Origin of the sequence: Trichocoleus sp. DQ-A1 (assembly GCF_039961955.1) — a bacterium.
GTDB lineage: Bacteria > Cyanobacteriota > Cyanobacteriia > Cyanobacteriales > FACHB-T130 > FACHB-T130.
In genome coordinates, this window is record NZ_JAMPKE010000001.1 from 103,013 (window position 1) to 115,422 (window position 12,410).

At 47.3% G+C, this 12,410-nt stretch carries 9 protein-coding genes and 1 pseudogene; 4 read left to right on the forward strand and 6 right to left on the reverse strand.

Features of this window, described 5'->3' with window-relative positions:
* Nucleotides 1-78 precede the first annotated feature (78 nt).
* The 3 genes and pseudogenes from NDI33_RS00430 to NDI33_RS00440 all read left to right on the forward strand — a co-directional run bounded on the left by NDI33_RS00430 (nucleotide 79) and on the right by NDI33_RS00440 (nucleotide 3,141).
* Entirely contained in the window at nucleotides 79-2,781 is a 2,703-nt protein-coding gene (locus NDI33_RS00430; protein ID WP_190678105.1) for a TIGR03960 family B12-binding radical SAM protein, read from the forward strand.
* Nucleotides 2,782-2,863: 82 nt separating this feature from the next.
* Nucleotides 2,864-3,062, forward strand: a pseudogene (locus tag NDI33_RS00435) (serine/threonine protein phosphatase); the annotation flags it as partial.
* Nucleotides 2,989-3,141 carry a hypothetical protein gene (locus tag NDI33_RS00440; protein WP_190436125.1) on the forward strand — a complete coding sequence of 51 codons (153 nt, stop codon included), beginning with the start codon at nucleotides 2,989-2,991 and terminating at the stop codon, nucleotides 3,139-3,141. The pseudogene NDI33_RS00435 and the gene NDI33_RS00440, both read left to right, overlap by 74 nt.
* A gap of 16 nt (nucleotides 3,142-3,157) precedes the next feature.
* Here NDI33_RS00440 and NDI33_RS00445 read toward each other — a convergent pair whose 3' ends face one another.
* Both NDI33_RS00445 and NDI33_RS00450 read right to left on the reverse strand, forming a co-directional pair.
* Nucleotides 3,158-4,348, reverse strand: coding sequence for a glycosyltransferase family 4 protein (locus NDI33_RS00445; RefSeq protein ID WP_190536477.1), 1,191 nt, complete (start codon nucleotides 4,346-4,348; stop codon nucleotides 3,158-3,160).
* A gap of 576 nt (nucleotides 4,349-4,924) precedes the next feature.
* A complete protein-coding gene (locus NDI33_RS00450) occupies nucleotides 4,925-6,622 on the reverse strand; it encodes a DUF2079 domain-containing protein (protein WP_190678108.1) in 1,698 nt (565 codons plus the stop codon).
* 114 nt (nucleotides 6,623-6,736) lie between these two features.
* Between NDI33_RS00450 and NDI33_RS00455 the strand changes: the two genes are divergently transcribed.
* On the forward strand, nucleotides 6,737-7,933 hold the full coding sequence (locus NDI33_RS00455; protein ID WP_190412155.1) for a histidine kinase: 1,197 nt from the start codon (nucleotides 6,737-6,739) through the stop codon (nucleotides 7,931-7,933).
* A 7-nt stretch (nucleotides 7,934-7,940) separates the two neighbouring features.
* Here NDI33_RS00455 and NDI33_RS00460 read toward each other — a convergent pair whose 3' ends face one another.
* The 4 genes from NDI33_RS00460 to NDI33_RS00475 form a co-directional block, all read right to left on the reverse strand.
* A complete protein-coding gene (locus NDI33_RS00460; protein WP_190678113.1) occupies nucleotides 7,941-8,981 on the reverse strand; it encodes an ABC transporter permease in 1,041 nt (346 codons plus the stop codon).
* 8 nt (nucleotides 8,982-8,989) lie between these two features.
* Complete coding sequence (locus NDI33_RS00465) at nucleotides 8,990-9,649, reverse strand: DUF1877 family protein (RefSeq protein ID WP_190678116.1); 660 nt, start codon at nucleotides 9,647-9,649, stop codon at nucleotides 8,990-8,992.
* A 62-nt stretch (nucleotides 9,650-9,711) separates the two neighbouring features.
* On the reverse strand, nucleotides 9,712-11,247 hold the full coding sequence (locus NDI33_RS00470) for an ABC transporter ATP-binding protein (RefSeq protein ID WP_190678119.1): 1,536 nt from the start codon (nucleotides 11,245-11,247) through the stop codon (nucleotides 9,712-9,714).
* A gap of 89 nt (nucleotides 11,248-11,336) precedes the next feature.
* Nucleotides 11,337-12,401, reverse strand: a complete 1,065-nt coding sequence (locus NDI33_RS00475) for a BMP family protein (RefSeq protein WP_190678122.1) — start codon at nucleotides 12,399-12,401, stop codon at nucleotides 11,337-11,339.
* Nucleotides 12,402-12,410 lie beyond the last annotated feature (9 nt).

The window sequence follows — 12,410 nt, forward strand, 5'->3', positions numbered from 1 at the left end:
GAGCGCTGTTGCTGAGTGCTAATCCTGAATTGGTGCTAGGGTTGAATCTGAGGCACTGGAAGCAGGGAGCGTTTTGCAGTGGCGATCGCAGTCGAGAAACTACTTACAGCAGAGATACAGAAACCAGCTCGTTATTTGGGAAACGAGCTAGGAGCCGTCCACAAACCTTGGGAAGCGGCGGCAGTACGGTGGGTTCTGACCTACCCAGAAATCTATGAAGTGGGTGCATCGAATCTTGGGCATATTATTCTCTACAACATATTGAATGCTCAATTGGGGCAGCTGTGCGATCGCGCATATCTACCAGCCCCAGATTTAGCGGCGAAACTCCGAGAAACACAGACGCCCCTTTTTGCCGTGGAATCGCGGCGAAGTCTTACAGATTTTGACATTTTGGGCTTTAGTCTCAGCTACGAGCTAGGAGCCACCAATATCCTGGAAATGCTTGATTTAGCCGGGATTCCTCTGACGTGGCGAGAAAGGCTCACCAGCACAGACGCAGGGGAAAGTGAAGATTTTCTCTGGAATTATCCCCTGATTTTTGCTGGGGGACAGACCGCAACCTCGAATCCCGAACCTTACGCAGACTTTTTCGATTTCTTGGCTCTGGGAGATGGCGAGGAAGTGCTGCCAGAAATTGGCTGGGTAGTGGAAAAAGCCAAAAAAGCTCACCTCAGTCGAGAACAACTATTGCTGAATTTGGCACAAGTACCAGGCGTATATGTGCCGCAGTTCTACGACATGGCAGAAGATGGCTCAGTCCATCCCAATCGCCCGGATGTACCCCAGCGGATTTTACGGCGAGTTGCTGCCCCCCTGCCAGCTTATTCCATCGGGCTAGTGCCTTATGTAGAGACAGTCCACGACCGACTGACCATTGAAGTGCGGCGCGGCTGTACTCGCGGTTGTCGCTTCTGCCAGCCTGGAATGCTGACTCGTCCGGCGCGGGATGTGGAACCGCAGGAAGTCGTAGAGGCAATTGAAAAGGGAATGCGGGCGACGGGATATAACGAGTTTTCCCTACTCTCCTTGAGTTGTTCGGATTATCTATCTCTACCGGCGGTGGGGATGGAAATCAAAAATCGCCTCAAAGATGAAAATATTTCCCTCTCTTTACCCAGTCAACGGGTAGACCGATTTGATGAAGATATCGCGAATATTCTGGGCGGGACGCGACAAAGTGGGCTGACTTTCGCGCCGGAAGCGGGAACCCAGCGGATGCGGGACATTATCAACAAGGGGTTGACGAACGCAGAATTGCTGCGAGGGGTGAAAACCGCCTACGAGCAGGGCTGGGAAAAAATTAAGCTGTATTTTATGATTGGTCTGCCTGGAGAGACGGATGTAGATGTGGTCGGCATTGCCGAAACTATCCGTTGGCTACACCAAGAATGTCGGACTGAAGGCAGAAAGCGTCTGCATTTCAACCTGACGATTTCTAACTTTACGCCGAAGCCTCACACGCCTTTCCAGTGGCACTCTGTCTCTACAACTGAGTTTCAACAGAAGCAGAAACTTCTCCGCGACGAGTTTCGCGGGATGAGGGGGGTGAAGGTAAACTTCACCGATGTGCGACTTTCGGCGATGGAAGATTTTATTGGACGGGGCGATAGGCGTCTGGCATCAGTGCTGCGTCGTGCTTGGGAACTGGGTGCGGGGATGGATGCCTGGTTTGATAGTGTGGAGCGGGCTTTTGCGGCTTGGGGAGACGCGATCGCAGAATCCGGCTTAACCTGGAAATACCGCCTTGTTGAAAATGGCGAATGGAACTGGGTGGAGAATCGGAATCAACCGCTACCCATTGACGATTCCCAATCCGCAATTCCCAATCCCCAATTCGATGCGCCGTTGCCTTGGGATCATATCGATACGGGAATTGATAAGAACTGGCTAATCGCTGACCTGAAACGGGCTTTAGAAGCTGCGATAGTGCCGGATTGCTCGTTTGAAGGCTGTTCTCACTGTGGCATTTGCGGGTCTGACTTTGGGCACAATATTGTTATCAAGCCGCTGCCGATTCCAGAATTTGCCGGACACTTCACGCCGAATACAGATAGGGTGCAGCGGTTGCGGGTTTGGTTGGGTAAGCTGGGCGATATGGCGCTGGTGAGTCATCTAGATTTGGTGCGCCTGTTTGACCGTGCTGTGCGTCGGGCGGCATTGCCAGTTGCTTTTACGGGCGGGTTTCATCCCAGTCCCCGCATTTCTCCAGCGAGTGCGCTGTCATTGGGATCAACCAGTGAAGGTGAAATTGTGGACTTTGAGCTAACCCAGGCGATGGATGTGGCGACATTCCAGGAGAAGTTAGCTGCCCAGTTGCCGTCTGATATCCCGGTTTATCGGGTGGCAGATGTTGATTTGAAGGCTCCTTCCGCGACTCAGTTGTTGGAAAAAGCCGAGTATTTGATTGCGGTGGCAGCGGTTGAGTCTGCGTCACCAGAGGAGTGGCAAAGCTGGGTAGAGGCGATTAAAGCCACTGAGAGCATTTTAATTGAGCAAACGACGAAGTCTGGGAAGAAGAAACAGATAAATCTGCGCGATCGCTTGTTTGAATTGGAGGTCAATGAGCCTCAAAGACGCGCCAGCGAAGCGAAGGGCAATATCCCATTAGTCTGCCAAGAAAAAGCGGCAGAAGGCGTTGTTCTGCGCTATTTGGGCAGTTGTCAAAATGATGGAACTGTACTAAAACCGGAGCATATCGTCTTGATGTTGGAGCAAGTGACGGGGCGGGAGTTTCAGCTGTTGCACGCTCACCGACGTCAGCTGCTTCTGAAGGATTGATTGCCGAATCGGGATTCCTGCCATTGGCGACATTCCCCTACCGCTATCCGAACAACCTGAGTTTATGTTGTTCTTGGGAACGTCTGGCAAAACGATGGTTGCTGGCGGACACACCAGCCAAAGAAGTAGCGTGCCAGTCAATCTCGGTTACGCCATCTGTCTGTATCGATACCTGAGTTTACGATGAAGGTTGGCTGATTTGCCTGGATGGAACCAGCGGGAAAGTCTGGCAGGCAAATCAAGCCGGTCAGCTTCGGATGGCTGGAATTGTTGAATTTTAGCGATAGTTGCGATCCAGAGTATCCAAATTCTGGTTCTCTGGCTAAGTTTGGGAACGAAGAACAAACCTTCAACTTTTGATTAAGTCCAATGATGATTAAGCCCAGTGAGTGTGCGATCGCTCTTGCACCACTCTTTGATAAACTGCTTCAGTTTGTTTCGCTATCTTCGACCAGCTGAACCGACGCTCTAAATCTTCATAAGCGTTGTCAACTAGCCACTTGGCGTAACCTGGATTTTTTAGCACTTCTAAAATGCCCCAGGCGAGAGAATCCCAGTTGTTCGTCTGGGTAACAACCCCAGTCTTCGTGTGTTGCACGACTTCCGGTAAACCCCCCGTGTCTGATACCACAACGGGCACGCGGGCGGCAAAGCTTTCTAGGGCAACAATGCCAAAAGGTTCGTAGAGGCTGGGAAATACGGCGCAGTCAGCAACGGTTTGGAATTTATCTAGGTCAGCATCTGACATAAAGCCGGTGAAATAGCAGTCGTCCCAAATGCCTAAATTCCAAGCTTGCTGCTTCAAGGGGTCAGTATTGCCGCCGCCAATAATCACAAATTTGACATTACCCCCCATTTCCCAAAGGACTTTCGGGGCAGCATTCAACAACACGGAAACGCCCTTTTCGTGGGACATTCGACCTACATAGTAAACAATTTTCTCCCGATCGTCGGCAAACTGACGACGGAAGTTCAACGCATCAAACTCGTGCCAGCGTGGTTTCTTTTCCGGTCGGATGCCGTTGTAAATCACATCCATTTTGTCCCAAGGAGTTTCTAGCGCTCGTTCTCCTTCTTGGCGCATATAGTTGGTACAAACAATAATCCGCCAAGAGTTATAGGCGAGAAGTTTTTCTTTGCCGCTAATGTAGCGGTGGTCGTCGTTGTAGATGCCGTTGTAACGACCAAATTCTGTGGCGTGAATCGTAGTAATCAGCGGCACTTTAAAATTGTGCTTGAGAGCGATCGCGGCATCTCCCACCAACCAATCGTGGGCATGGATCAAATCGAACGGGCCATCTTCCATCATCAGCTTCCCGCCATGAATCCCCATGCTCTGGTTCAAATTCACGACCCAGTGAAAGAAATCATAACCGTAGCCCACTGGCACCCGATGCACGTGGACGCCATCTACCACCTCGTACAGCGGCGCGTGACCAAACTCCACTGTTAGCAAGTGGACTTCATGGCCTAGTTTTATCAGTTCTGGATATAACTCCCCTACATGGCGGGCAATTCCTCCGACAATGCGCGGCGGAAATTCCCAAGTCAGGACTAGAATCTTCATTTCCCCCAATCCCCTCAATTCAGTTACAAATCGCTACAGATCGACATAGTTCTAAAAATTATAGTCTCCTAGTTGGGACAATGAGGGTGTGATAGATTTAAATAATCTTTTAACCCTGAGCAAACATAAACACTCAATCTATTTCTATTGTTGCTTTTATTTGAGGGATAAACAGTTAATACAATAAGAAGTAAGAAAAGAATAAATTATGAAATGTGAAGCCAAGAATTTATCCTTTTTCTGGCTCTATACCTCAATCGCTTTCAGCCTACCGCTAGCTCTTGAGGTACTGCGAATAGACATTTCAAGAACAAAGTTTTCCCCTAAATAAACTCTAAAAGACACTTCAATTGCCTATCCGGTTTTTCCACAATAATTCTCAGATTAATTAAGCACCCCAGAACGATGCTCTTCCCCATTGGTTTAATAGTGAAAAAGAAAGCATTATTTGCCATCTATATTGCCATTTGGGAACATCTCTGACTTCCGTGGGAATGCGGATGTTGCCGTGCTGATAAGGAATTGCTCGGTACGTGCGATCGCATAGTCTGCCGCTAGATGGGACAAAAGACGAATTTAAGTTAGAGAAATCTGTTGGCGAAATGCCTGCCAAGCCGCGATCGCTTGCGCGTTTGAGGCAACTCCCTTTTGCATTAAAATAACGCCATCTTTGAAGTCAATGATGCCGTACTCCCCACTACCAGACAGCCGATCGATCGCGGGAACACTCTGTTGCAATAATCCCCGTTCTTCGTTGAACGCAGCTTGATACTGCTGCGCTTGCCACAAATCAGCAATAATGTAATCCACATTCACCACTTCACCAGCATCATTGCGGAGTTGCAAAGACGGAAAGCGGATGATTTCGCGGCGACCCGAAAGATGGGGAACGAGATGGGTGGTAGTCGCTACACTGGCGTCACGCGGAATCTGAGCCAATAAAGGGCGAACTTGGCTAACATGTTCCCACTGCCGCGTTACGGGGACGTAAACCAAAGGTTGAATAGAATCTGGAATCAAAAAGTAAAAAGTTCGATTGGGGTTAGAGGTGAATGTAAAAAATACTGAAAGGCAGAGGCAGATAACCCAAAAGCGCCGAAACGACCGCGATACTGATTTGGGATGATGAGGTTGCACCTCAGCCTCACCAATGTCTGATGTCTGAGCTTTTCGCCCCCCTTTAAAATCTCTTATCCAAATTCTAAAGTCGCTTTGCCCTGCCCACCAGAGAATCGCCCCGTAAAATAGCCCCGGCACGATTGTCATCGCATAGCGAATATTAATGGCGAGAACCGACTGTCCTTTACCTAATAAAAGTTTCAAGAGGGGAAATCCCGCTACCATCCAAGAAGCAGGAGAAATTGCTGGCACAAAAGCCAGGGGCAACCATTGACCTAATAAATACTTAATCGTGCCAAAGAAGGGTGAAAACAGCTCGACGATAAGCCGCCAAGGGTTACTTACCATTCCCCAGATAATTTCCAGGGTAGAAGCTTCTTCGCCATCCGCATATTGCCCAAACCGCTCCATCATAAACCGCTGAGAAATATCCTCGGAGAACAGCGGCATGATCAGATTGGTGAGGACAATCATGTAAGCAAAACTGAGAGTACAGACCGCAAGACCCGCCTTGGGATAGCGTTTGCTCAGAACCATGTAAAACCCGATACTAAACAGACTCACGCCCGAATCTTCCCGAACCGCCAAAATCAAAACCGCCAGCACCCAAAATAGCCACCACCAGCGCTTTTCCATTGCCAGGAGCAATCCAAAGGTAAAGAGGGGAATTTGGCAAATATCGTGGAAATTAGCTAAGGTAGGGCCAAGAACGGCGTTAGCGCCGTAAAAACTGATAGTAATTAGGGCAGAAATCCCCGGTTCCAGATGCTGTCGAGCAAGGACGTATAGAACCAAACCGGCAGCGGTTACGAGCGTAACTTGTAAAACAGTGAGCGTTGCGGGTGACGGAAATAGGGCATACAAGGGTAGCCACAGCAAAAGGGCTGGGGTGAAGTGTTGCCCTAAGCGGTGATAAAAAACTTCTGGGACTTCGCCATTGTGAACGACGTTGGTAGAAAGCTGCGAGGAAAGAGAACTCTGAAAGAAGCGACCGTGAATGCCGTTCCAGAAGACTTGGTTAAAGATGCCTTGATCGTAGGAGGAATAAAAGGTGAAGTGCCGATGCAGGGTCAAAAAGAGAGCAAACAAAAAAAATGCGATCGCTGCACCCATCACCATCCGTAACGCTGGCTGCTTGTGTAATTTCAACAACATCACTCACAATCGTTTATAAATGTTAAATAGATATTAAATTGAAAGCGGATCTTCGCTTCTCGTCCACTCTCAGTCAATACCCCTAAGAATTAAAGTGTCATCGGTTGGTTCCCAGTGCTGAAACCAGATTACATAAAGGCAGCTCTTGAAAAACCTACCCATTCTGAAGCATCGCTACAGCTACTGCTGTTTGTCGATGAACGTCCGAGTTCGCGTAAACAGATCCAGCAAATCCAAACGTATCTGGAGAGCTTAAAGACCGAGGTTCCTTTTGAACTTCAGATGGTCGAGGTCGGAGAGCAGCCGTATTTAGCCGAACACTTTAAACTGGTGGCAACCCCAGCTTTGATCAAGATTCATCCGGAACCCCGACAGACGCTAGCTGGGAGTAATTTGATCGCTCAATTGAAGAATTGTTGGCCTCGCTGGCAGCTGTGTGCCGAAGAATATCAGGAGACTTTAGCACAGGACCGGGAGACAGATTCACCGACCACCGCAGAAACCTCAGCGATTCGGTCTGTTGCTCATTCCGCAGAACTGATTCAACTGTCTGACGAAATTTTTCGCCTCAAGAAAGAAAAAGAAGAACTGCTAGAGCAGCTACAGTTCAAAGACCGGGTACTCGCTATGTTAGCTCACGACCTGCGGAGTCCCCTCACAGCCGCCTCTCTAGCAATGGAAACCTTGGAATTAAGCTTAAATTCAAACAATAGCAACAGACACGCCAAGCTAACACCAGCACTGACCGAGCAGTTAAGCAAGCAGGCTCGTACCCAAATCCGCGTGATGGATCGGATGATCGCAGATATTCTGCAAGCCGCCAGGGGTACGAGTGCCCAATTGCATATTCAACCGCATAAGTTGGACTTGGGGGCACTTTGTCATGAGGTCATTAATTCACTGAAAGCTCGGTGTCAGGGGAAATCTCAATCTTTGGAAACCGATATTCCCCAGGATTTGCCCTATGTCTATGCGGATGAAGAACGGGTGCGCCAAGTGATAGTCAACCTTCTGGATAACGCGATTAAGTACACGCCGGAAGGTGGCAAGATTCAAGTTGCAATGCTGCACCGCACGACTCAGAAAATTCAGGTGAGCGTTGGCGACACGGGTTTTGGTATCCCTGCGGAGAATCAAGAGCGCATCTTTGAAGATCGCTATCGCCTAGAGCGAGATCAAGAAAGAGACGGGTATGGGATTGGTCTTGGCTTATGCCAGCGGATTATTCGGGCGCATTATGGGCAGATTTGGGTAGACTCAAATCTCGATAAGGGCAGTATTTTTCACTTCACGCTACCAGTTTACAGATAATTAAAAATTAACTCTTTAGCTTAATTTGACGTTCAACTGCAAAACTAATCGCAATGAACAAAACGGTTAAACCCTGGATGGCGTAAACGACGGTGACGGGAACGTTGGCGCTGCGTTGCATGACGTTTGCGCCGCTGCGGAGGATACCGAAGAATAGGGAAGTAAGGACGATACCGGCGAGATTACCACGACTGAGGAGAGCGATCGCGATCGCGTCAAATCCATACCCCGGTGAAAAACGGTCAAATAATCGATATTTTAGACCCATGACTTCGCCTGCACCCGCTAATCCCGCTAATCCTCCAGCAAATCCCATTACAGCGATGATGGTGCGTTCTACCGACATCCCGGCGTAACGGGCGGCTGTGGGATTTTGCCCGACGGCTTCAATTTGGTATCCTAAAGGCGATCGCGTCAGCAATACCCACAATATTCCTGTAGCGAGTAAACCGATAAAAATCCCTGCATGAGCTTGAGTTTGGGGCAGAATGATGGGTAATCGGGCGGATTCGGCAATGAGCGCTGAATAAGCACTCGGCGCACCTGGTGCCTTTAAGGGATTATTTACCAGATATCCGACAAAGTTCAGCGCCACGTAGTTGAGTAACAGCGTGGTAATCACTTCATTGACACCGCGCACTGCTTTCAGATAACCCGGAATTAATCCCCACACTCCCCCTAATAAAAATCCCCCCAGCAGCGCCAGGGGTACGTGAATCAATGCGGGTAATCCTTGCAGATACAACCCCACCAAGGCGCTACCGAGTCCCCCCATGTAAATTTGCCCTTCAGCGCCAATATTAAACAAACCCGCCTTCAAAGGCACCAGCACCCCCAAACTCGCTAATAATAAGGGTGCGGTTTTGGCGATTGTATTAGCAAAGCCGTAGTAATCTGCGAGAGATTCTTTAAAGAGAATGCCGTAGGCGGTGATGGGGTTCGCCTTTGCCAGCAAGATGAGGATAGCACCAACGATGAGGGCGGATGCGATCGCTACTACTGGCGATAAAATTGGCAGCAGTACAGGTTGAATCCGATTAGTTTGCATAAAATTACCTATGTTAAGTAGAGAAACATCGCATTTCCCTTCTCAGCAGCATCTTGGTAATACTTCACTAGCGGATTGTACGTATACTGGAATAAATAATCAAAAAAATCTTCTTTCCAGCCTCTAAGTTTGAATCTTTCCCCGATCATTGCAGGGGAAAACTTTGATAAAGCCTTTGCTACTTGCTTAACTTCATCATCTGTCAAGTATCGTAATAATCCATAATCAAAGTTGTATTCTATTTTTTTGCCGCCCCAAATTGCATTAATTGAAGGTAAATTATCTTCTTCATTTTTACTTATTAAAAAAGGCAGAGTAATAGAGTAATCTTTTCCTGTGAGTACAAAATGTAACTCACGCCACTTTCTACCTATATCTAAAGGTAATGTTTTCCCCTCTGCAATAATTAAAGGAATTTCTATTTTCATTTTTTCAGACTCTTCTGGCTTTTCCTCCTCTAATTTTTGCAACGTCTCTCCAACCCAATTTATGAAATCTTCATAATCCGCAACCTCGCTAGGATTATTTAGATCAATCGGATACTCTCGCCAGTAATCAGAGTCGGGTAGCAATTCTGCATAAAAGAACACCTCTGCAAAGTCTGGGTATTCTTTTAGCTTCTCTAACAGATATGGAGACACTTGCTTGAATTTTGCCTCTATGCCCATAGTTGGCTATCCCCTAGAAACGCAATCTAGTAAGTTTGTACTATATTAACTGATTGCGATCGCTACCCTTCAATACCCGCCGAAATACCACCAGTCATCAAATAGCCAACTTGTTCCACCGTTGCAGTGGCAGCATCTAAGATATCCACGAATTGTCCTTCATACATGACGGCAATGCGATCGCTCATTGCCATAATCTCTTCTAATTCGGTAGAAATATACAAAATTGCCGCACCTCGTTCTCGTTCAGCTAATAAGCGTTGCTGCACGTATTCAGTCGCACCGACATCTAAACCGCGTGTCGGTTGCATTGCCACAATTAAAGCTGGGTTGCCAGAAAGTTCTCGTGCTAACACCACTTTTTGTTGATTGCCGCCGGACAATTGGCTAACTTTAATCGATGGATTTTCAGCGCGAATATCAAAGTTTTGCATTGCCTCAACCGCATGATGATTAATTACCTCATACTGGAGGAACCAACGGCGGCAAAATGGCAGAAATTTAAAAACTTTGAGAATGAGATTTCTGGCAATACTAAATCCCATTATCAAACCCATTTTCTGCCTATCCTCTGGAATATAAGCTGTAATTCTTTCTTCTCCTCTTTCCCTTGTGTTCTTGGCGTCTAAAGCGCTAACGCGCATGGCTTCCCTAATGCGGTTCATTATTCTACCCGAAGTAATAGCACGCAAACCCGCGATCGCATCTGCTAACTCTCGCTGTCCATTGCCATCAACCCCCGCAACTCCCAGTATTTCGCCTGCGTGGAGTTGAAAGGATATATCTTTCACAACTGGCAAATTCCGCTCATCCTGAACCTGCAACTTTTGTACTTCTAGCAGTACTTCACCAGAAGAATGAGCAGATTTATTTAGATGAAATAAGACTTCTCTCCCTACCATCAATCGTGCTAATTCTTGAGTATTCGTATCTGCGGTTTTAGTTGTCGTTACCACCGCACCCCGCCGCAACACGGTGATAGTATCGCAGAGATTCATCACCTCTTCTAGCTTGTGGCTGATAAAAATAATCGTATGTCCCTCTTTAGCAAGTTGGCGCAAGATAGCCGCTAATATCTTTACTTCTGGCGGCGTCAGCACCGCTGTTGGTTCATCTAATATCAGCAACTTGGCGTTGCGGTAAAGTGCTTTGAGAATCTCTACCCGTTGCTGAACTCCTACAGGTAAATCCCCCACTTTTGCGAATGGATTTACATCTAAACTATAAGACTGAGCGAGTTGCGCGATCGCCTGCGCTTTCTCTTTTATATTTAGCCGCAAATCGAAGCTGGTTCCAAGAATAATATTTTCGGTTACTGACAATTGCGGCACCAACATAAAGTGCTGGTGAATCATGCCAATTCCATGCGCGATCGCGTCACTTGCTGAAGCAATTTGTATTGGATTATCTTGCAAGTATATTTGACCGGAATCTGGCTGATAAAGTCCGCAAAGGATATTCATTAAAGTAGTTTTACCAGCTCCGTTCTCGCCTAGCAGAGCATAAATTGATCCGCAACTAACGCTCAAGTTTATGTTGTTATTAGCGATAAAGGTGCCAAACCGTTTGGTAATACCTTCAAGACGTAAATAGGTCATTTTTAATATTTCTTGGTAATTGGCTTAGCCAATATACCGCCGGGGAATTAATTCCCCGGCGGGTGATAGGCGAAGAGATATCAACTGAATTAAGCTTGCTTCACACACCGAGTATCTTTTCCTCCCTCTTTACACGACTCAAATGTAACTTTTTTAGCTAATATTGCCTGCTTCGTATTAAGTGCTTTTTCTTCTACATTTTTTGGCACCATTGCCCCGAATTTACCAAGATAGAGAATCTCAGGATTTTCCAAACCAATTTTATAAATCTCACCTTTCAGATTGCCCTTCAAAGCAAGATCGGCTAAGTATGCGATCGCTAAGTCAATTCGCTTCACCGCACTGGTTAATACCGCCTTTGGCGCAACATCCATCTGATCTGTTGTATTGCCGAAAGCAAAAACTCCCTTCTCAGCGGCGGTTTGCAGCACCGCAGGAGAAGCATTATCCAGCCACTGATAAATCACATCAACGCCTGAAGAAATCAACGCTTGCGTCGCTTCCTTCGCCTTAGCCGCATCATTCCAATCGCCCGTATAACTGGCAGCGATTTTAATATCTGGTTTAACAGACTTCGCGCCTAACTCTAATCCCCGCAATTCTTCATCAGTTGCTTGAAAAGATTGAGCCGCTAGATAAGCCATTTTATTTGATTTTGTCATCAAGGCACCTATGATGCCGCACAGATAACTGGTTTGCAAATGATCGATTCGCAAAGACGCCATGTTATCGCCTTTCACCGTACCATTGACACCGACAAAAAACGTCTTCGGAAATTGCGCTGCTACCTGCTCAATCGCCGCATCAAATTGTCCCCCGTGGGCATACACTAAGTTGTAGCCACGACGCGCAAAATCTGACAAAGCTTCTGCCTGATCCGCTTGTTCCACCTTCTCAACGTGAGCAATTTCAACTCCTAGCTGTTCTTTAGCAGTTGTCACGCCTTCATAGCCAGCCTGGTTCCAAGCTTTATCTGTGATAATCCCTGGCAAAACGATGGCAACTTTTAAATCCTTACCCGTTTTAGCAGAAGTATCCCCGCTAGCTGCTGTTTCTGTTGGGGTAGGACTGCCATTGCAAGCCTTCAGCAACAAACTGGTACCCAAGGTAGCTGAACCGTACAGGAGAAATTTGCGCCGACTATATTCCATCATGCGATCGCC

What these genes read in the sequence shown, in the direction of transcription:
- NDI33_RS00440 (WP_190436125.1), top strand. Translation starts at nt 2,989, where the DNA reads ATGGAACCAGCGGGAAAGTCTGGCAGGCAAATCAAGCCGGTCAGCTTC.
- NDI33_RS00445 (WP_190536477.1), bottom strand. Translation starts at nt 4,348, where the DNA reads ATGAAGATTCTAGTCCTGACTTGGGAATTTCCGCCGCGCATTGTCGGA.
- NDI33_RS00450 (WP_190678108.1), bottom strand. Translation starts at nt 6,622, where the DNA reads ATGTTGTTGAAATTACACAAGCAGCCAGCGTTACGGATGGTGATGGGT.
- NDI33_RS00460 (WP_190678113.1), bottom strand. Translation starts at nt 8,981, where the DNA reads ATGCAAACTAATCGGATTCAACCTGTACTGCTGCCAATTTTATCGCCA.
- NDI33_RS00465 (WP_190678116.1), bottom strand. Translation starts at nt 9,649, where the DNA reads ATGGGCATAGAGGCAAAATTCAAGCAAGTGTCTCCATATCTGTTAGAG.
- NDI33_RS00470 (WP_190678119.1), bottom strand. Translation starts at nt 11,247, where the DNA reads ATGACCTATTTACGTCTTGAAGGTATTACCAAACGGTTTGGCACCTTT.
- NDI33_RS00475 (WP_190678122.1), bottom strand. Translation starts at nt 12,401, where the DNA reads ATGATGGAATATAGTCGGCGCAAATTTCTCCTGTACGGTTCAGCTACC.